25 protein-coding genes, 1 tRNA gene and 1 other annotated feature are annotated in these 19,243 nt (G+C 52.0%); of the genes, 9 read left to right on the top strand and 17 right to left on the bottom strand.

Annotated features, from left to right (window positions below; genetic code table 11):
- Positions 1–2 precede the first annotated feature (2 nt).
- Together dapA and NEA10_RS05025 are read left to right on the top strand one after the other, a co-directional pair.
- Positions 3–893: a 4-hydroxy-tetrahydrodipicolinate synthase gene (dapA, locus tag NEA10_RS05030; protein WP_252664165.1), complete on the top strand. Its 891-nt coding sequence runs from the start codon at positions 3–5 to the stop codon at positions 891–893.
- A 235-nt stretch (positions 894–1,128) separates the two neighbouring features.
- Positions 1,129–3,126: a ribonuclease J gene (locus NEA10_RS05025; RefSeq protein ID WP_252664164.1), complete on the top strand. Its 1,998-nt coding sequence runs from the start codon at positions 1,129–1,131 to the stop codon at positions 3,124–3,126.
- A gap of 170 nt (positions 3,127–3,296) precedes the next feature.
- On the opposite strand, the gene rplL is transcribed toward NEA10_RS05025, so the two are convergent.
- From rplL to NEA10_RS04980, 9 genes are all read right to left on the bottom strand, one after another.
- The gene (rplL, locus tag NEA10_RS05020) at positions 3,297–3,701 is read right to left on the bottom strand and encodes a 50S ribosomal protein L7/L12 (RefSeq protein ID WP_252664163.1); all 405 of its coding nucleotides are present in this window, start codon (positions 3,699–3,701) and stop codon (positions 3,297–3,299) included.
- 78 nt (positions 3,702–3,779) lie between these two features.
- The gene (rplJ, locus tag NEA10_RS05015; RefSeq protein ID WP_252664162.1) at positions 3,780–4,337 is read right to left on the bottom strand and encodes a 50S ribosomal protein L10; all 558 of its coding nucleotides are present in this window, start codon (positions 4,335–4,337) and stop codon (positions 3,780–3,782) included.
- Between the two features lie 129 nt (positions 4,338–4,466).
- Positions 4,467–4,605, bottom strand: a sequence feature (ribosomal protein L10 leader region).
- A gap of 91 nt (positions 4,606–4,696) precedes the next feature.
- Positions 4,697–5,419 (bottom strand): 50S ribosomal protein L1, encoded by a 723-nt coding sequence (gene rplA, locus NEA10_RS05010; RefSeq protein WP_252664161.1) that lies wholly within the window; start codon positions 5,417–5,419, stop codon positions 4,697–4,699.
- 116 nt (positions 5,420–5,535) lie between these two features.
- On the bottom strand, positions 5,536–5,961 hold the full coding sequence (gene rplK / locus NEA10_RS05005) for a 50S ribosomal protein L11 (protein ID WP_252664160.1): 426 nt from the start codon (positions 5,959–5,961) through the stop codon (positions 5,536–5,538).
- A gap of 12 nt (positions 5,962–5,973) precedes the next feature.
- Positions 5,974–6,633, bottom strand: coding sequence for a transcription termination/antitermination protein NusG (gene nusG / locus NEA10_RS05000; protein WP_252664159.1), 660 nt, complete (start codon positions 6,631–6,633; stop codon positions 5,974–5,976).
- A complete protein-coding gene (secE, locus tag NEA10_RS04995; RefSeq protein WP_159785363.1) occupies positions 6,633–6,854 on the bottom strand; it encodes a preprotein translocase subunit SecE in 222 nt (73 codons plus the stop codon). Before secE ends, nusG begins: the two co-directional genes overlap by 1 nt.
- Before the next feature lie 218 nt (positions 6,855–7,072).
- A tRNA-Trp gene (locus NEA10_RS04990) sits at positions 7,073–7,145 on the bottom strand.
- A 126-nt stretch (positions 7,146–7,271) separates the two neighbouring features.
- Positions 7,272–7,649, bottom strand: coding sequence for a 50S ribosomal protein L19 (gene rplS, locus NEA10_RS04985; protein ID WP_252664158.1), 378 nt, complete (start codon positions 7,647–7,649; stop codon positions 7,272–7,274).
- Between the two features lie 53 nt (positions 7,650–7,702).
- Positions 7,703–8,659 carry a class I SAM-dependent methyltransferase gene (locus NEA10_RS04980; RefSeq protein ID WP_252664157.1) on the bottom strand — a complete coding sequence of 319 codons (957 nt, stop codon included), beginning with the start codon at positions 8,657–8,659 and terminating at the stop codon, positions 7,703–7,705.
- Between the two features lie 174 nt (positions 8,660–8,833).
- On the opposite strand from NEA10_RS04980, the gene NEA10_RS04975 reads away from it, so the two are divergent.
- Together NEA10_RS04975 and NEA10_RS04970 are read left to right on the top strand one after the other, a co-directional pair.
- On the top strand, positions 8,834–9,463 hold the full coding sequence (locus NEA10_RS04975; RefSeq protein ID WP_252664156.1) for a phycobiliprotein lyase: 630 nt from the start codon (positions 8,834–8,836) through the stop codon (positions 9,461–9,463).
- A 190-nt stretch (positions 9,464–9,653) separates the two neighbouring features.
- On the top strand, positions 9,654–10,409 hold the full coding sequence (locus tag NEA10_RS04970) for a phycobilisome rod-core linker polypeptide (RefSeq protein WP_252664155.1): 756 nt from the start codon (positions 9,654–9,656) through the stop codon (positions 10,407–10,409).
- 177 nt (positions 10,410–10,586) lie between these two features.
- Here NEA10_RS04970 and NEA10_RS04965 read toward each other — a convergent pair whose 3' ends face one another.
- The 7 genes from NEA10_RS04965 to NEA10_RS04935 all read right to left on the bottom strand — a co-directional run bounded on the left by NEA10_RS04965 (position 10,587) and on the right by NEA10_RS04935 (position 14,396).
- On the bottom strand, positions 10,587–11,510 hold the full coding sequence (locus NEA10_RS04965; protein ID WP_252664154.1) for an RluA family pseudouridine synthase: 924 nt from the start codon (positions 11,508–11,510) through the stop codon (positions 10,587–10,589).
- Between the two features lie 37 nt (positions 11,511–11,547).
- Positions 11,548–11,985, bottom strand: a complete 438-nt coding sequence (locus tag NEA10_RS04960; protein WP_252664153.1) for a hypothetical protein — start codon at positions 11,983–11,985, stop codon at positions 11,548–11,550.
- 45 nt (positions 11,986–12,030) lie between these two features.
- Positions 12,031–12,447 (bottom strand): hypothetical protein, encoded by a 417-nt coding sequence (locus NEA10_RS04955; RefSeq protein ID WP_252664152.1) that lies wholly within the window; start codon positions 12,445–12,447, stop codon positions 12,031–12,033.
- A 119-nt stretch (positions 12,448–12,566) separates the two neighbouring features.
- Positions 12,567–13,154, bottom strand: a complete 588-nt coding sequence (locus tag NEA10_RS04950; protein ID WP_252664151.1) for a hypothetical protein — start codon at positions 13,152–13,154, stop codon at positions 12,567–12,569.
- 145 nt (positions 13,155–13,299) lie between these two features.
- Positions 13,300–13,575: a TMEM165/GDT1 family protein gene (locus tag NEA10_RS04945; protein WP_252664150.1), complete on the bottom strand. Its 276-nt coding sequence runs from the start codon at positions 13,573–13,575 to the stop codon at positions 13,300–13,302.
- Positions 13,576–13,593: 18 nt separating this feature from the next.
- Positions 13,594–13,947 (bottom strand): TMEM165/GDT1 family protein, encoded by a 354-nt coding sequence (locus NEA10_RS04940; RefSeq protein ID WP_252664149.1) that lies wholly within the window; start codon positions 13,945–13,947, stop codon positions 13,594–13,596.
- Between the two features lie 68 nt (positions 13,948–14,015).
- Complete coding sequence (locus NEA10_RS04935; protein ID WP_252664148.1) at positions 14,016–14,396, bottom strand: YkgJ family cysteine cluster protein; 381 nt, start codon at positions 14,394–14,396, stop codon at positions 14,016–14,018.
- 183 nt (positions 14,397–14,579) lie between these two features.
- On the opposite strand from NEA10_RS04935, the gene psb30 reads away from it, so the two are divergent.
- On the top strand, positions 14,580–14,711 hold the full coding sequence (psb30, locus tag NEA10_RS04930) for a photosystem II reaction center protein Ycf12/Psb30 (protein WP_068788901.1): 132 nt from the start codon (positions 14,580–14,582) through the stop codon (positions 14,709–14,711).
- Positions 14,712–14,794: 83 nt separating this feature from the next.
- Here psb30 and recJ read toward each other — a convergent pair whose 3' ends face one another.
- The gene (recJ, locus tag NEA10_RS04925) at positions 14,795–16,906 is read right to left on the bottom strand and encodes a single-stranded-DNA-specific exonuclease RecJ (RefSeq protein ID WP_252664147.1); all 2,112 of its coding nucleotides are present in this window, start codon (positions 16,904–16,906) and stop codon (positions 14,795–14,797) included.
- Positions 16,907–17,019: 113 nt separating this feature from the next.
- Between recJ and NEA10_RS04920 the strand changes: the two genes are divergently transcribed.
- From NEA10_RS04920 to NEA10_RS04905, 4 genes are all read left to right on the top strand, one after another.
- Positions 17,020–17,550 carry a leucine-rich repeat domain-containing protein gene (locus NEA10_RS04920; protein ID WP_252664146.1) on the top strand — a complete coding sequence of 177 codons (531 nt, stop codon included), beginning with the start codon at positions 17,020–17,022 and terminating at the stop codon, positions 17,548–17,550.
- 187 nt (positions 17,551–17,737) lie between these two features.
- The gene (locus NEA10_RS04915; RefSeq protein ID WP_252664145.1) at positions 17,738–18,217 is read left to right on the top strand and encodes a hypothetical protein; all 480 of its coding nucleotides are present in this window, start codon (positions 17,738–17,740) and stop codon (positions 18,215–18,217) included.
- The gene (locus tag NEA10_RS04910) at positions 18,214–18,741 is read left to right on the top strand and encodes a hypothetical protein (RefSeq protein WP_252664144.1); all 528 of its coding nucleotides are present in this window, start codon (positions 18,214–18,216) and stop codon (positions 18,739–18,741) included. Before NEA10_RS04915 ends, NEA10_RS04910 begins: the two co-directional genes overlap by 4 nt.
- Positions 18,738–19,196, top strand: coding sequence for a restriction endonuclease (locus NEA10_RS04905; protein WP_252664143.1), 459 nt, complete (start codon positions 18,738–18,740; stop codon positions 19,194–19,196). The genes NEA10_RS04910 and NEA10_RS04905 overlap by 4 nt, the downstream gene beginning before the upstream one ends.
- Positions 19,197–19,243 lie beyond the last annotated feature (47 nt).

Below are 19,243 nucleotides of genomic sequence, written 5' to 3'. Positions count from 1 at the left end.
GCGTGATCGATTTCGGACGAGTTGTTACGGCGATGATTGTGCCATTTCACCCGGATGGTGCGGTCAATTATGAGTTAGTGGAGAAGTTGGCGGTTCACTTCGTACACCAAGGGACGGATACTCTCCTAATCTGTGGAACCACGGGAGAATCACCCACGCTCACCTGGGATGAAGAATACGAACTCTTCCAGGTGGTTCAAGCCGCTGTCCGCGACACCGGTGCTAAGGTAATGGCCGGGACCGGCTCCAACTCAACTCATGAGGCCATCCAAGCCACCCAGAAGGCTTCGGCCTTGGGCTTAGATGCCTCGTTGCAAGTGGTTCCCTATTACAACAAGCCTCCTCAAGCCGGACTTTATGGTCATTTCCGGGCTATTGCCGAGGCCTGTCCTGAGTTTCCGCTGATGCTATATAACATCCCCGGACGGACTGGGGTTAACTTAGAAGCGGAAACCGTGGCTCGCTTGGCGGAACTGCCGAATGTGGTCGCCATTAAAGAAGCCAGCGGGAGTCTGGAACGGGCCAGCGAGATTCGTCGTCTCACGAATCCGGAATTTGCCATCTATTCTGGGGATGATTCCTTAACCTTGCCGCTCTTGTCCGTTGGGGGAAAAGGGGTTGTGAGTGTGGCCAGTCATTTGGTGGGCGATCGCCTACAAGAGATGATTCAGGCCTTTGAAGCGGGACGCAACGCCGAAGCCACGGCGATTCATTTACAGTTAATGCCGTTGTTTAAGGCCCTGTTTTTGACCACGAATCCTATCCCCCTCAAATCAGCCCTGCAACAGTTAGGTTGGCCAGTGGGAGGGACGCGATCGCCCCTCTGTGATGCCCCTGAGTCTGTGGTGCAGTCCATTCAAGCTGTACTCAAGCAACTCAACCTTTTACCGTAATTCCCGTCCCAGTCCGGCCCCCTCCTTCCTAGCGATCGGACAAGTTCCCCCTCGGGTGATTGCCCGATTGAGTGAGTGCCAAGTCCTTCGCCGGTGCTGTCGTCTCAATTACAGATTTCCCCTTTACCCTCACACACAACGGTCTAGGTCAACGCAACCCCTGCTCTAGGCACAGTTGAATACCCATTACCTTGATTTTTTGTCACAAACCAGTCGTTACATGATGAGTAAACCCATGCCGTCTAAACAAATCCGTTCTCGTAAAAGCCAATCGGCTCCCTCCCAAAACGGAGGAGATCAATCCTCTCCCCTCAAAGTCATTCCCTTGGGTGGCCTCCATGAAATTGGCAAAAATACCTGTGTCTTTGAATATGAAGATGAAATTGTCCTGGTGGACAGTGGCTTAGCCTTCCCCACCGATGCCATGCACGGGGTCAACATCGTTCTACCGGACATTGCCTATCTCAAGGAGAATGCCCATAAAATCAAGGGCATGGTGGTCACCCACGGCCATGAAGACCATATTGGCGGTATTCCCTATCACCTCAAACAGTTTGACATCCCGGTAATTTATGGCCCTCGCCTAGCCCTAGCCCTCCTAGGGGGTAAACTCGATGAAGCCGGGATACGCAACAAAACCGAACTGCGCACCGTTCAACCTCGGGACACGATTACCCTAGGGGAGCATTTTTCCTTTGAGTTTATCCGTAACACCCACTCCATGGCCGATAGTTTCACCCTCGCGGTGACAACCCCCGTCGGTGTGGTGATTTTCACCGGTGACTTCAAATTTGACCATACCCCGGTCGATGGGGAAAACTTCGATATCCAGCGGTTGGCAGAATATGGTGAGAAAGGGGTTCTCTGCCTGTTCAGTGACTCAACTAATGCTGAAACTCCGGGACTTTGCCCCTCAGAGCGATCGGTCTATCCCAATCTTGACCGGGTCTTTTCCCAAGCCGAAGGGCGACTGATGGTGACCACCTTTGCGTCCTCGGTGCATCGGGTCAATATGATTTTAGACCTGGCCCAGAAACATGGCCGTTCTGTGGCTGTGGTGGGGCGATCGATGCTCAACGTCATCTCCCACGCTCGCAACCTCGGCTACGTCAAATGTGAGGACAGTCTCTTTAAGTCCATCCAGGAAGCTCGCAACCTCCCTGACAAGGATGTTCTTATTCTCACCACAGGCTCCCAGGGAGAACCCATGGCAGCCCTCAGCCGCATCTCTCGGCGTGAGCATCGCCAGATTCAGATTAAGCCAGGGGACACCGTTGTCTTTTCCGCCAATCCCATCCCCGGTAACGTCATTTCTGTGGTCAACACCATTGACCGTTTGATGATGCAGGGAGCTAATGTTATCTATGGCCGTCATCAAGGCATTCACGTGTCAGGCCATGGCTGTCAAGAAGACCATAAATTGATGTTAGCCCTAACTCAGCCTAAGTTCTTTGTCCCCGTCCATGGTGAGCATCGGATGTTGATTAAACATTCCCAGACGGCTCAGATGATGGGAGTCCCGGCTGAGAATATGCTGATTATCGATAACGGCCATGTGGTGGAACTGCGTCCTGACAGTATCTCCTTAGGGGGGAATGTCCAGGCGGGTATCGAGCTGGTGGATTCTTCCCACTCGGGTACGGTTCAAGATAAGGTTCTCAAAGAGCGTCAGCAATTGGCTGAGGATGGAGTTGTGACCACGGCCGTCGCCGTCGGTTGGGATGGCAAGTTAGTCTCGAAGCCCGAGGTTTACATTCGAGGGGTAGCTACGGGAGTTGACGACCAATCCCTACAGGAAAAGGTCGTAGAAACTCTACAGACGATTCTAGACGAGCGTTGGGATCATTACAATAACTCGGATAATGGCAGCGTTTCTGTGGATTGGTCGGGTTTGAAATCCCGCTTAGAACGGGAGTTACTCCGCACGATTCGTCGCGAGTTACGGTGTGAGCCTCTGTTGGTGTTCATGTTCCAGCCCCCGACTGATGCGAATTATCAGCCGGAGACTCAAAGTAGCAGCAGTCTTGTCACGAGTCACTCTAGTAACGGTCGCGGCCGTTCCGGCAGCCGTAAACCTGCGAAGACTACCCCGAAACCTACCCCCCAAGTCAAACAAGCGACTGATACCTCTGGTGAGAAGGCGCCAGAAACGCCGAAAACGACTTTGGATTCGGAAAAACGCAATCACACTCGTCGTCGTCGTACTCGTCCTACGGCGCGAGCAGCATCGTAGAGGCGCCTCTTCCCCCTCGTGTTATGGCTGAAGTTATGACATGAGGGGGAGCCTCTGGGGAACCCCTCCCAAGAGGGGATTTTTTGCGGGTTCATGCCAAAGGAAACGGGGTGTTGTTTTTGAGACAACACCCCGCTTTTTCTTTGAAAACGAATCGATGGAATAAGCGATTACTTGACGGAGACTTTTCCGCCAGCTTCTTCGATTTGTTTCTTAGCATCTTCAGCCGCATCTTTAGCAACGGCTTCTTTGATGGCTTTAGGCGTACTTTCGACCATTTCTTTGGCTTCTTTGAGGCCAAGTCCGGTCAGGCCGCGCACAACTTTGAGGATGGCGATTTTCTTGTCGGCAGGAACTTCTTCGAGAATCACGTCGAATTCGGTTTTCTCTTCTTCTTCCTCAGCCGCAGCCGCACCGCCAGCCATCATGCCGGGGGCCATCATCATCATGCCGCCACCAGCGGAAGCTGAGGCGTCAACACCGAAGGCTTCTTCGATTTGTTTGACGAGTTCAGAGGCCTCTAACAGAGAGAGGGATTTGAGTTGTTCCAGAATTTGATCGGTTTGTTCAGACATGGAATAACACTCCGTTGGGATAAATGAGTTGTTGGACGTTCGTTAGGTGCCAATAAAAGCCACAAAACCTGTGGTAATTTATTGGTCTTTTTCGGAGACCGCTTTGACAGCGCGAACCAAAGACGCGGGAACCTCTTTGATACCCACAGCCAGTTTTTTCGGTACCGCGTTGGTGCCCACAGCCAGTTTCGTGGGGATGGAGTTGATTGCAGCGGCGATGCGTGCAATAAGCTCTTCCTTGGTTGGCAGTTCGGTTAAGGCTTTGATATCGTCAGGGCTGAGCTTTTGCCCTTCTAAAACACCACCCCGGAGTTCGGTCTTTTTGGTGTCTTTCTGAAAGGCTTGGTAGGCTTTAATGGCCGTACCAAAGTCATCCTTGGCGAAAAGAAATGCCGAAGATCCTTCGAGGAACTCGGTCATCGGTTCCCAGTTTTCATCCCCTTCTACGGCGATGCGCATGAGGGTGTTTTTGGTCACCTTGCAGACGGCGTCGGTTTCCCGGAGTCGTCCGCGTAGGTCGGTCATCTGGGCGACGGATAGCCCTTTGTAGTCGATGACTACAGCAAGCTGAGATTCGCTCAGTGTTTCCTTGAGTTCAGCGACGATCGCTTGTTTGTTTTCTAATGTTCTGCCCAATCGGACTCACCTCCTTATATGCTGGGCATTCACTCAGTTGAGAAACCCCCTTGAGAACTTCCCAAACGGCCACCCGTAAACTTGGGTCGTTTTTGGGTTGGATGCAATTGGCTCAACTGACCCCCTCCCTCCCTCCACAAAAAGCCCCCGGTTGAGACGCCGAGGGAAGGGTTGGGGGACGCTTGAGGCGGCCTCCAAACTCCTCTACCTCGGCAGGATATTACGTGTTGAACACCCCTGCTGTCTCAGGTTGAGAGCTTATTCAGTTCAGCCAATCTGTTTCGTGTTGTGATTACCCGTTGGTTCTGGGTTGTTACAGCTGGGGAGATGACTCTCCCCACAATGACGGATTTAAAGGCTTATGCAGCCATCAAGTCGGTCATTTTTAAGTCCCGTAGGGCGTTAATATCGACTTCTACGGACGGTCCCATGGTGGAGGAGACATAAATGCTACGCCAGTAGCGTCCTTTGGCTCCAGAGGGACGGTTACGCTCAATACAGTCTTGAAGCGCTTTCAGGTTGATTAACAGATCTTCAACTGAAAAGTCTGCTTTGCCGAACATCACGTGGACAATACCGGTGCGATCGGCCCGAAATTCCAGTTTACCAGCTTTGAACTCAGAAATGGCCTGTTCTAAGTCAGTGGTGACGCTGCCCCCTTTGGGAGAAGGCATTAAACCTTTAGGACCGAGGACACGACCGAGTTTAGCCACCTGGGGCATCATATCAGGGGTGGCGATCAATAGGTCGAAGTCGAGGCGACCTTGTTGGATTTCTTGGATGAGTTCTTCGGACCCATACAGGTCTGCACCCGCGTTGGCGGCTTCCTGGACTTTTTCACCGCGAGCAATGACGGCGACGCGGATGGTTTGCCCGGTTCCTTTGGGCAGGGCCACGGTAGTCCGGAGTTGCTGGTCGCTATATTTGGGGTCGATTCCCAGACGAATGTGAGCTTCTGCGGATTCGGGGAATTTGGCCGTCGCCGTCTCTTTGAGGAGTTTGAGGGCTTCGGTGGGTTCGTAGGGACGCTCCTCTACTTTTTGCTGGAGTTCCCGCAGTCGACGTGAGAGTTTTCTGGTCATGATAGTCTGTGGGGTGGTTAGCGAAGTGACACACTTCTCCCCCATTCAAATGGGTTTTTATGGAGTGGTTTGGAAGAGGGTTGGGAGACTCGTTAGGATGACTCCCTAGGCTGGGGTTAGCCTTCGATTTTAACACCCATGTTGCGGGCGGTTCCCTCGATAATTTTCATGGCCGCCTCGATGTCGTTGGCGTTGAGGTCGGGCATTTTGGTCTCGGCGATTTCGCGCAGTTGATCCCGTCCGATACTACCGACTTGGCTACGGTTGGGTTCTCCGGAGCCTTTCTCAATTCCAGCAGCCTTTTTGATTAATACGGAGGCGGGAGGGGTTTTGAGAATGAAGGTGAAACTGCGATCTTCGTAAACGGAGATCTCGACGGGAACGATAGTCCCGGCTTGGTCAGCGGTCTTAGCGTTATATTCTTTGCAGAACTGCATGATATTAACACCATGCTGACCTAATGCCGGACCAATGGGAGGCGCAGGATTGGCTTTGCCCGCCGGAATGGCGAGCTTGATGAGCGCAACTACTTTTTTAGCCATGGATGATTAAGGTTAACTCTGTTTTTCGACTTGGTTGAACTCTAATTCTACAGGGGTATCGCGCCCAAAGATAGACAGCAAGGCTTTGAGTTTGCTGCGTTCGGGGCTAACTTCAATGACTTCGCCTTCAAAGTCTTTAAAGGGCCCGGACAAGACGACGATTTTGTCGCCGGCATCCATGTCAATTTTGACAACGGGTTCTTGTTCTCCGGTCTGTTTGAAGATACGCTCGACTTCTGAGGGACTCAGGGGCATGGGTTTGACGTGACCCCGTCCTCGTCCATAGCGCCGCTTCTGTTCTGCCCCGACAAAGTTAATCACATGGGGGGTGTTTTTGACAACTTGCCAAACTTCGTCATCCATGCGCATTTGAATGAGAACATATCCGGGAAAGACTTTCTCTTCAATGTTCTGTCTGGCGCCGTCTTTGCGAACTTTGACGGCGGGGGTTTGCGGGATGGCGATTTGTAGAATGCGATCGGCAACGTCTAGGGTTTCTTTCCGTTGATCGATGTTGGCTTTCACTCGTTTTTCGCAGCCTGAGGCGACCTGCACCGCATACCAACGGGCGCGGGGCAGTTGAGACTCTTGGGGAGCCAGTTGAGACTCGTCTGAGCCGTTATCGTCCCAGGGAGCATCGGATTCGTAGGATTGGTTCGATGAAAATGTCATCAGAATATCTGTTGTGCAGCCCAACCGAACAGGTTATCGACTAAGTAGATGGCACTCGCTAAAAGAACAACCATTAACAAGACAGCGACGGACTCGCTAATGACTTGTTGTCTTGAGGGCCAGACGACCTTAGAAAGTTCCTCTTTGGCTTCTTGAAGGAACTTGATCGGATCGAATTTTGAACTCGTCTGTTGCAGATTGGCTTCTTTTTTCTTCGCCACAACGGTTAACCTCTTGGGGACGGACTCCAGTCTAGGCTGAACTTAGCCGACTGTGTGTTTCGAGTTGGTTTGTCGTCAAAACTAGGTTGAGGCTCGGGATCAATCCAGGCCTTACATCAGACAACGCTCACCCGAAAGCTTAGCCATTCCTGGTTTTAGGAATGTTCGCGCCAAGCTTTCGGGTTAAGCGTCTTTTTCAAGAAGTTGAAAGGGTCCAACGCGCCCTGGAGGACTCGAACCCCCGACATCAGGTTTTGGAGACCTGCGTTCTACCAACTGAACTAAGAGCGCATCTCGTCTGGTTCAGACGTTGAACCTCTTCTTCACCAGTGTATCACGAGTGGTGTGCGCTTGGGAACGATTTGGGGATTTTTTTTGAAGGTTCCCCCTCGTCCCCAGGACTGAGCCTGATTGAGGCTATTTGCCAGCTTTGGCGATGGGGCGATCGAAACGCTGTTTGAGGCGAGTGGCTTTACCCACGCGATCGCGCAGATAGTACAGTTTGGCACGACGAGCTTTACCCCGACGCACAACATTTATATAACTGACTCTCGGGGAATGGAGCAGAAAGACTCGCTCAACACCAACGCCTTGGAAGATGCGGCGCACGGTAATGGTTTCGTTAATACCGCCATTGCGCATGGCAATAATGGTTCCCTCGTAGGGCTGAATCCGCTCTTTACCCCCTTCCTGGATGACGACTCCGACGCGGACGGTATCGCCGACATAGAGTTTGGGCAGATCGGATTTGAGATACTCAGATTCGATCGCCTGAATGATTTGTTGACCCTTCATAGCTGCCTCGTTACGTTGCAGCCTTTTATCATAGACGCTATTGACCTATCCCGTCAATCGGGGCAACGAGCGATGAGGGTTCGGTGGCGGGGATCAGTAGGAATTGTCTCAATATGCTGCAAACCAACTTGGTTTAAGGCATCTTCGACGTTAAAGGTATAGTAATCGTCGCTCCACGGCTCGGTACTTTTCATAAGGATGAATAGGGCGGGTGGCAGATTTTGGATAACTTCGGATTTGGGGTTGTTGTCAACAATGGCTAAGAGTCCACCGGGGCGCAAGATGCGTCGCATTTCTCGGAAAATGGCGGTTGTGGCGTGGCGCGGCAGTTCATGGAGAACGAACTGGAGGCTGATGACATCGAAGTGGTTGTCGGGAAAGTCTGTGGCTTCGGCATTCCCATGCACCCATTGGTGAATTTGTTCTTTGGCGTCCCGCTGTTGGGCGACGGCGAGCATCTGGGGGGATAAGTCTAAGCCAATGGTCTCAATGGGCTGGGATTGACGAGTTTGTAGGTATTGATGGAGAAATTCTGTGGAAATGCCGATGGAACAGCCGACATCGAGAACATTTTGCACGGTTTCGGGGAGATGGGGGGCGATCGCCTCTAGGAAGGAGTAGCGCAGACGCTGTTGGGCGACGTCTGGGGTGAGGGATTCTCCTTTCCAAACTCGTAACGCCATTGATTGGGTGGCGGGTTCGGCTTCTAGGGCGGCTAACCAGCAGAGATTCCCGGCATCGTAGGCATGGAAGGGAACCTGGTAATAGTCGGGATAGGTTAGATTGGGGTTGGTAATACGGGTTAAACTGGCTCGAAGTTCCTCAGTATCCAGTTCGGCGACGCGATCGCGCCAGGGAACGCCGTTTTTTTCGGCGGTTTTAATCAACACCCGTCGCGCTTGCTGTTTCATGAGTCGGTACAGCAGGGGAGTGGCGATGAGTTGGTTGACGAGGCGAGAGAGCCAGTCGTCGCCGGCCCAGGCGGGTTTATGGGTAGAAGTAGAGGTCATAACTTAGCTCTGGTTAACACTTGATGATTATTAAAGGATAGTTGAGACCCGTCAAGTTCGGCTAAGGCCGGGGTTCACCTCTTGCCGGACGACCCCCTAATCATTAAACATTGAAAGGAATTGTGGCAATTGTAAACGCACGTAGAGAGTCACCTTGCTATGACGCAAACCCCCATGACTGACACCAATCCAGTAACTCCCGCCGATGCGATGGAGTTCTTTAAGCAGAGTGCTGGAACCTGGCATTCTCAAAGAACCACCCATCATCTGCCCTTCCGTCGTGCTGAGTTGGGCGGCTCAGAAATTTTTGTAGAAACCCTCCCCCCTGAGGATCCTCGGGTGGTGGAGATTTGCCAGATGTACGAGATTGACCCTAAAACTGCCTCTGGGGGGGCGTTTGTTCGCTGGAATGGCGCGATGCAATGGGATCGTGACAATGATGAAAATCATGCCGGTTCCACGGTGTTTGCCATTGTCCCAGATGCTGAGAATCCCCGTCAGGGTAAGATGTTACGGGAACGGGGCTATGCGGAAAAAGTCCCGGTCGCCGGTCGCTATGAGTTGGATGATGACGGAGGCATGAGTTTAATTACGGAGTATGAAACGATGAGTTCGGTGGAGCGGTTTTGGTTTCCCAGTCCTGGGGTGCGGATGCGAACCAGTACGGTGAAACGGTTTGGCGGCTTCAATACGGCAACGTTCTGTACGGAGAGTCGTGTGGAAACGGCTCAGCCGGAGATGAGTGGCATTCCTGAGGCGGGAGAACAGGCCAGTCAGAGCTTCTATTCTCTGTTGGGTTGGTAGAGTAAGCAACGATGGGTAAAGGCGATCGCCTGACAACCCCAAGGGGTAAATCGTAAATTTTCTTTACGTTGAGTGTTAAAAATTGTTGCTGACATTCATAAAAATGAGACTCGGTTGAAGCCAATCCCCTAATCTAAAGGTTGACATAGTCCACAAATAGCAAACCCTTTAAGCTTACGGAGATATTAACGTGGCACTTCCCTTACTCAGTTACACGCCGAAAAGCCAGAACGTGCGTGTCGCGGGATACGTAGTTCCTGGCGACGAAGAACCTTATGTGTTCGATACAGAAAACCTGCCTGCAGGTTCAGATGTCGACGGGTTCATCTGGGCGGCGTACCGTCAGATTTATAGCGAACACCAAATCCTCAAAAGCAACCGTCAGACCTTCTTAGAGTCTCAACTCAAGGATGGCCGCATCACGATGCGTCAGTTCATTCGCGGTTTGCTGCTGTCGGATCCGTTCCGCCGTCGCAATTTTGAGACCAACAGCAACTACCGTTTTGCTGAACTCTGTGTGCAACGGGTTCTGGGACGGGATGTTTACAGCGAGCGTGAGAAAATTGCTTGGTCGATCGTGATTGCCAACAAAGGTGTTGAAGGCTTTGTGGATGAACTCCTCAACAGCGAGGAATACCTGGAAAACTTCGGTGACACGATTGTGCCTTTCCAACGTCGTCGCAATCTGCCTCAGCGGGCTATGGGTGAAACGCCCTTTAATTTGAAAACTCCCCGTTATGGTGCGTACCACCGTAATCAACTGGGCTTCCCTCAGATTGTTTGGCAAAATGCTGTACGTCGCTTCCGTCCTCAAGAGAAGCAACCCACCGAGGGCAATCCCGAACGGTTCCTCGGCATGGCTCGGGCTGTGTCTTCGGGACAACCGTCGGCACCTCGTCCTTCGGTTCAAAATCTCAACTATATGGCTGCGGTTCCCCGTCGCTAAGCTGGTTTGACGCTTACAGTCTGACTGGCATGACAGTGACTGATGATTGCTCTGGGATGAGTGGTTGTCAGTCGCTGTTTTTTTTGGGAAGAAGGCAAGAGGCAAGAGGCAAGAGGCAAAAGGCAAAAGGCATAACCCACCCCTAACCCCTCCCAGGAGGGGATTACAAGAGGGGGGTTAGTGGCGGCGTTTGAGGACTTGGAGCAGTTTTTTGATGTGGGGGGGGAGGGGGGCGATCGCTTCGAGGGTGTCTCCGGAGTGGGGGTGTTCTAGGGTCAGTTTCCAGGCGTGGAGGGCTTGGCCGGGTAGGTTGACGCCTAGGGAACGACCGGAACCATAGAGGGGGTCACCAATGATTGGATGCCCGATGGAGGCGCTGTGGACGCGAATTTGGTGGGTGCGACCGGTTTCGAGACGGAAATGAACTAAACTGTAGTTTCCTAGGGCTTCCTGGACGTTCCAATGGGTTACGGCAAGGCGGCCACCGTCGGCTTCGGGAACGATCGCCATTTTTTTGCGATCGATGGGATGACGGGCAATGGGACGGTCGATGGTTCCGGAGGGCTGACTGGGGGAGCCATAGACTAGTCCGAGATACTCGCGACGGGCGGTTTTGGCTTGGATTTGGGCCTGTAAATGCTGATGGGCGCGATCGCTCTTAGCAATGACGATCGCCCCGGTGGTGTCTTTGTCGAGACGGTGGACAATGCCGGGACGCTGAATGCCGCCAATCCCGGAGAGGCGATCGCCACAATGGGCAAGTAGGGCATTGACGAGGGTGTCGTTGTAATGGCCGGGGGCGGGATGGACGACCAGTCCAGCGGGTTTATTGACAATTAGGAGATGGTCATCTTCGTAGAGAATATCCAACGGCATCTCCAGGGGTTGGATATCTAAGGGTTCAGCGGGGGGAATTTCGATGGTGAGGCGATCGCCCGCTTGGACTTTCAGTTTTTTGGAGAGACAGGGTTCTCCGTTGACTGAGACGCAGTTCTGTTCGATGAGCTGCTGGATGCGCGATCGAGAGAGGTCTTTGAGATTCTGGGAGAGGATGCGATCGAGGCGATCGCATCCTTGGGTTACATCTACAGTGATGGTCATGAACGTGACTCAATCGATGAAACAACGACCACTAGGTCTACAACGTCTCACCATATTCCTCTAAAACCGCCAATATGGCTTCTAAAAACCGACGATTGGCTAAACTCGGGTCTAATTGGAAACGGATTTCGGCAGCACGGCATCGAGCCTCGATTCGAGCGCGGCGAGCCGCTCGTTCTCTTTCCTGAGTTCTTCGTTGCTCTTCCTCAGCTCTTCGTTGCTCTGCTTGAGCGAGGCGGTCTGTCTCTCGATTTCGACGGTTCCACTCAACGCCGAAATTAACCACTGCCACCAGGAGGGCTGCCAGAGTGAGTCGGTTACTCCATGCTCGGGGGTCGGTGATGTATCCGAGTAGGCTGAAGTCTTGTTCATCATAAAATCTCAGAAAGGCTACGCCAATGGTTAATAGGGTTAAGACAGTTCCTGGGAGTAGAGACAGGAAATTTAACCATAGTTGAGGGCGTAATAGCTTCATTGTAGCAACCCCAGTTTTGGGGAAGCTTACCATGGAGCCTAACCCTTAGAAGGTTTCGCCATATTCCTCTAAAACTGCCAATATGGCCTCCAAGGCCCGACGATTGGCTAAACTCGGGTCTAATTGGAAACGGATTTCGGCAGCACGGCATCGAGCTTCGATTCGAGCGCGGCGAGCCGCTCGTTCTCCTTCCTCAACTTTTCGTTGCTCTGCTTGAGCCAGGCGGTCTGTTTCTCGATTTCGACGGTTCCACTCAACGCCGAAATTAACCACTGCCACCAGGAGGGCTGCCAGGGTGAGTCGGTTACTCCATGCTCGGGGGTCGGCGATGTATCCGAGTAGGCTGAAGTCTTGTTCATCATAAAATCTCAGAAAGGCTACACCAATGGTCAATAGCGTTAAGACAGTTCCTGGGAGCAGAGACAGGAAATTTAACCATAGTTGAGGGCGTAATAGCTTCATTGTAGCAACCCCAGTTTTGGGGAAGCTTACCATGGAGCCTAACCCTTACAAGGTTTCGCCATACTCCTCTAAAACTGCCAATATGGCCTCCAAGGCCAGACGATTGGCTAAACTCGGGTCTAATTGGAAACGGATTTCGGCAGCACGGCATCGAGCTTCGATTCGAGCGCGGCGAGCCGCTCGTTCTCCTTCCTCAGCTCGTTCAGCCTCAGCTCGTGCTGCTTCCTCAGTTCTTCGTCGGTCTTGAGCTGCTCGTTCAGCCTCAGCTCGTGCTGCTTCCTCAGTTCTTCGTCGGTCTTGAGCTGCTCGCTCAGCCTCAGCTCGTGCTGCTTCCTCAGCTCTTCGTCGGTCTTGAGCTGCTCGCTCAGCCTCAGCTCGTGCTGCTTCCTCAGCTCTTCGTCGGTCTTGAGCTGCTCGCTCAGCCACCGCTCGTGCTGCTTCCTCAGCTCTTCGTCGGTCTTGAGCTGCTCGCTCAGCCACCGCTCGTGCTGCTTCCTTGCGTCTTCGTTGCTCTTCCTCAGCTCTTCGTTGCTCTTCCTCAACTCTTCGTTGCTCTGCTTGAGCGAGGCGGTCTGTTTCTCGATTTCGACGGTTCCACTCAACGCCGAAATTAACCACTGCCACCAGGAGGGCTGCCAGGGTGAGTCGGTTGCTCCATGCTCGGGGGTCGGCGATGTATCCGAGTAGGCTGAAGTCTTGTTCATCATAAAATCTCAGAAAGGCTACGCCAATGGTTAATAGGGTTAAGACAGTTCCTGGGAGTAGAGACAGGAAATTTAACCACAGTTGATGGCGTAATAGCTTCATCATAGCAACTGCGCTCTTTGAGTGGTTTCTGGCTGTCTAGGCAGTCTAGCGGTCGTCCTGCCAAAGTAGTCGTAGGGCAATGAAGGCAAAGCCAAGGGCGGCTAGGCCCTTGAGAATTTGAGTGGGTAGGAGTTCGGCGACGGCATCCCCGGCCAGCACTCCCAAGAAACTGGCTAAGACTAAAGCGCCGGCCGTTCCGAAAAAAACAGCCTGGGGTGATTTAGAACTGCCACTGAGGGCGATCGCCGCCACTTGACTTTTGTCGCCCAGTTCCGAGAGAAAAACGGCGATAAAGGTTAATCCGAGTAAATCCCAATCCATAGTTGATGGTCCTAAGTCTTAGAGGCTCACCATTTCTCCGAGCAGGAGAATGGCAATGAACAGAAGAATGACGGCGGCAAAGGTCTCAATGGTCTCTTCAGACACACGGTTGGCAAGCCAACGCCCCAAGATAACCCCGATTAAACTGGTGGTAATTAGGGCTAAGGCGGCCCCCAAAAAGACCACCCAGGGTGCGTCAGACTCGGCGGTCATCAGGAGGGTGGTCAGTTGGGTTTTATCTCCCATTTCCGCTAAGAAAATGGTGATAAAGGTCGAGCCAAAAATTCCTAGGATGGATTTGGAAGCTTTGCGCCTTGAGGGAAGAGTACGCTCTGGGGAGTCTTGGACGGGGGAAGACGTGGGAGCTTTCACAGATGGGGAGTGATAACGAACATCACATTATTTTACATGGGGTTTGAGGGTTCGCGACCTGGGAGATGTCAGCGATCGGCTTGGGGTCGCAAAATTCGCGGTTTGCCGACGGCGCGGTCAAAGCGTATCATCTCTAGGCTGCGATCGCCGTGAATATCTGCGATATGCTCCCGACAGCAGTCAATGGCAAACTCATCCAGGTCGTCGGGCGCAATCCCATATCGCTGCTCATACTCGATCGCATCCACCCGACAGAAGCTAGGGCGTTTCTCATAAATGCCACATTCTCGGGTATCGTGGTCATAATGCCGACACCAACCCGACTCCGTCACCAGACTGAGATAGAGCTGGAGTTCTTCCGGGGAGAGATACTCCTCTAAGTCGGGACGCTCTTCAGGGGCGAGATAACAGCAGGCGCCACATTGTTTTACACATTGCCAGGTTGCCACGGCGGAAACTCCAAGGGATGATAGGGGCGGGGACTCAAGGGCGATCGCCCTCAAGGCTGACGGGACGCGGATTTATACTTTTGTAAAGTTTCTTAAAATTCCGGCCCCATGAGCCAGTAAGATATTAAACGGCATTTCCCGCGATTTATAATTGACCCTGTTTTTTCTGTTTGAGAGGATTTTATGGAAGCGTTAACATCAGCACTCACGTCAATCAACTGGGAACCCATTTTCCAACTCACCTTTGTTGGTTTAATTCTCGTTTCGGGACCCGTGGTGATCTTTCTCCTCGCCTTCCGGGGTGGTGACCTCTAGAGCGGGATACGTTGAGGACACTTTGAGATTTATCTTTTAAGCCCGATCGCCATCGGGCTTTTTGCGAATTGGGGATAACAGCATTAAGATGATGAGCCGTTTAACACGGCCAGGGCTGCTTTAATTAAATCGTAAAATCGCCGTTCTCGCACATCGACATAACGAGCATTCTGCCGCGACGTTCCCAGCAACCCCGTCTGACTCCCCTGATTCACCGCCAAAACTTGACCGCGATCGTTACGAATGCGGAGTTCTTTGCGGTCTCCATGGGCATAGAGGCCACAGAAATAGACCCGATTTCGGTACTTAAACTGTTGTAACCTGTCCCCAGTGGTTGTCGCCGCCTTCTGGGCCTCAGTCCTAGGACTCTCCGTTGACTCAATCACCCTGGCTTCGGGAATTTCCTCCTCAGCCGGAGTAACAGAGGAGGAGATATCAGTCTTTCGAGACTCCCATACCACTCCCTCAGGACAACGGGCCCCCACCACCTCCAACTGGAGCGAAACTTGTCCTTGCCACTCATTCTCCCCCAGTTTGTAGGCTAAATCCAGAGGACTGGGTAGAGGGAAATACTCACCCCAACGCCAGGCGATCGCCCCAATGGATGTCTCAGAGTCCCCTTGAGCCAGTTCTAGCTTCAGATGGCCCTTCCCCACCGTTTTCTGGTTCAAAACCCGCACCTGAGAGGAATAAAACACCGGCGTGGGATTACCAATTCCAAAGGGTTGCAGTTGTTCAACCTCCTCAAACCGCTCTAAATCCAACTCCTCAAACGTCAACTCCCCACTCAGTCGAATCAGGGGTTTAAGATGTTCCGGTTGCAAACAGTGACAGGCGAACTCACTCAACCGCTCCCGAAAGGCCTCTAAATTGGCTTCCGGGAGTGAGAACCCTCCGGCGGCCGGATGTCCCCCATACTTGGTCAGCAAATCGCCGCAATAATTCAGGGCCTCAAAGACATTAAATTCAGGAATCCCCCGGGCCGAACCTCGAACCTGTTGCAGTTCCTCATCTTCATAGGTGCAGATAAACACCGGAACCCCGTAGCGTTCCACCAAACGGGAGGCCACAATCCCAATCACCCCATGATGCCAGTTCGCCTGGAGAGGAACCAGAACTCGCGTCTCGGGGAGGCGATCGCGCAACGAATCACTCCAGGCGATCGCCTCCCGTTCAATCTCCTCACACATCTCCTGACGGGTGCGGTTAATCTGTTCACATTGCATGGCCCGTTCCAAGGCGATCCCCGCATCATCCGTTGAGAGGAGTTCAATCACCAACTGAGGATCGCCAATGCGCCCCACTGCATTAATGCGAGGACCGAGGCGGAAGCCAATGGCATCGGGTTTGAGGGCTTTTTGGGTCTTATCCCCCGTTCCCGACACCTGCACGAGCGCCTGAATGCCCGGAATTTGTGAATTTGCCAGGAGGTGCAACCCCTGTGAAACCCAATATCGGTTTACACCGGTTAGGGGGGCCAAGTCGGCGATCGTTCCCAACGTCAGCAGTTCCAACATGGGAAGTCGGAACGCATCCCCCTGTTTAAAATGTTCCGCTAGGTGCATGGCCAACATATAGGCCACCCCCACCCCCGCCATACCGCGATAGGGAGAGTTCTCCGGGGCCATTTTGGGGTTGAGAATGGAACTGGCGGGGGGAATCACCTCGGGCAAATCATGGTGATCGGTAATAATCACTTCCATCCCCAGTTCTCGGGCTTCCTCAACCGGCCCATAGGCGCTAATGCCATTATCGACAGTGATAATTAACCCCACATCCGCCTCAGCAAACTCATTGACTAGGCGGGAGTTAATGCCATAGCCATCGCTCATGCGGCTGGGGATAGCATAATCGACCTTTGCGCCCAAGCGTCCCAAAGCCCGCAACAACAGGGCTGTACTGGTCATCCCATCAGCATCATAGTCCCCACAGATGGCGATCGGCCGTTCCGTCTCAATCATCTCCACAATGAGATCGAGACTAATCGCTAAATCGGGGAAATCCTGAATGGGGGGTGGGAGTTCGAGGCTGTCGGGTTCCAGGAAAATCCGAGCCATCTCAGGACTCTCGAAGCCCCGTTCCATGAGGATTTGGGCAATCAGGGGAGAGACATTGAGAGATTCAGCCAGGGATTGGATCTCAGCGTCAGGGAGATCCGCCAAAGTCCAGCGTTGGTTAGGGAGATGAGGAGGCACGGAGATTGAGAACCAGTAGTAGCAAGGGCGTGTTTTCAGTGTCTGTCCTGGGGGCAGACTTTGGCAAGGGGCGAGGCTAGAATTGAGGGAACCCATTTGAGGATGTGACAGCCATGGAGAGTAGCGTTGAAGCCCGAATTGAGGGGATGAAAGCGGCGGGACGGGATACCCTGAATTTGCATGGGTTAGGCTTGCGGGAGGTTCCCGAGGTGCTGTTGGACTTACCGGAGTTGGCGGGGTTGAATCTTTCGGGGAATTGCCTGACAGAGATTCCTGATTTTATTGGGGAATTCTCGAAGTTGCGTCTGTTGTATGCGGCTCGCAATCAGATTACAGCGATTCCTCCCTGTCTGAGCCGCCTTCCCCTATTTTCGGGGTTGGAGTTTTCCAATAATCAGGTTCGCGAAATTCCTGGGTTTATGGCCCAGATGGAGGGGTTATCGATTGTGGAGTTAACGGGAAATCAAATTCGCGAGGTTCCTGAGTTTATGGTGCATCTGCCGCGATTGTTCCAGTTGAATGTTGGGGAGAATCCGCTGGAATGTCCGCCGTTGGAGGTTTGTGAGCAGGGGCTAGCGGCGATTCGGGAGTATTATGGAGGCCCATCCTCGGCAAGTCCATTGTCTTCGCGTTTAAACCGATGAGAGTCCTCTGTTTTCACCATAAAGGTGGTGTAGGCAAAACGACGACAGCGATTCATTTGACTGGAGTTTTATTAAGGGCGATCGCGTTCTTCTGATTGACGGAGATTCCCAAGCTGACAGTTTTCGTTTTTTCAGTGATGGAATTGATCCTCAACCCTGGGGTGAGCGTCTCACAACTGAAGATGGATTGCTAACTGTTGTCAGTGAACGAGATGCCAAGAAACCTATTGGTTTGCCAGCCAGCCTTGTTAAACTAGCGAATGAATCCAAATTTCAGCATGTTGTTGTGGATATTGCCACTGATTTGCCGAATATCGGCAGCATTTTGGTTGAAATTGAACCTGATTTAGTTTTGCTGGGAGTTCGGCGCTACGATATCGGCTCGTTTGTTCATCTCAATGATATGCTTATCGCCATCCGCACGGCCATGCCCTTGATTACATCATCGGTCGATATCAAAATCCTACCTATTGGTGTTGAGAAGTCTGAGTTTCAGGAATATTTTAACCCTTCAATTCTACCTTGTCATATTCTTGAACCACTCGATTGGATGCCAAGAGAAGCGGGTCGAGCGATTTTTGTCGACTATACTTATCTGTGGAGTCGAGATGGTTGTGAGGGATTTTGGGACTATTATCGCTCAATTTTGGAACAATACAAAAAATGACGACAAGAAAGGAAAATGCTACAAATTTACCTCCAACAAGAAAAACTTTATCTGGTAGAAAAAAGGAAAATCAACAGAGTCAAAATCGGAGCCAAAATCAGGAATTGTATGTCCGTGAAACCATTAAATCCTCAATTCGATCCTCATTTAAAATGAGTGCGATCGCCCCTAGATACTTAGATATTGGGGCAACGAGAAAGCAGAAACTGGTTGAACTCCAGACGCAGTTATGCGGGGAAGATGAACACTGTGAACAAACCTTGCTAAACATGGCATGGCGACTTGGGTATCGGGAAGCCCAATACCATCAGCTAACCCCCCAACAAGCTCGTCATTATCTAACCCTTGACTGCTCAGAAAAAATTGAATTTAAAATCAACGACGAAGAAATTCTTAACCTCTTGTTGGAGTCAGGTTTAGAGAACGCTCTCACAATTTACTTGAACCTGGGAATCGATGTCATGTATGTTCGCTTACTAACTTCTCATGATTTACCAAATCCTTATCCGGACAGTATTCAATGAGCGAATACATTGCCTATAATCTGGCTTTGGGTATCTTAGAAACAACTCCCCAGCGCAAACAAGAACTCGGGCGTATGTTGTCAAAACTTTTGGGATTTCATCCGGGACCGTTAGGACCAGATGGAGGAATCGATGGTGTACTTTTCGATGAGAGCGATCGCCTTGTGTACTTTCAGTGCAAACTCAGTCATCTCGCCCTAGACACAAACCATGCCAAGCTCCTCTATGCTGATATTCTCTATCACCGAGCTACCATTGCTGTCATGTTGGCTGGCAAAGGCTACAAAGACACCTTTGGGCAACGGTTGTTTGGCCATCCCCACTTGGAAAACGTGAATATCCACCTCCTGACGCTCGTGGATGTGCTGGCCCAGACGGACAAGTTCCAAGCTGCGGTGAAGGCGTTACCCCAGTTGGAAAACCTGAGCGAGATTGATTGGAAACAGTTCCGTTAGTATGCAATCATCACTCCTCCCTAGACGCTTCAGTCATCCCCAAGCTG

The organism is Phormidium yuhuli AB48, from assembly GCF_023983615.1.
GTDB lineage: Bacteria > Cyanobacteriota > Cyanobacteriia > Cyanobacteriales > Geitlerinemataceae > Sodalinema > Sodalinema yuhuli.
The sequence above is the reverse complement of the archived record's forward strand: the minus strand, read 5'-3'. Positions and strand labels throughout refer to the sequence as shown.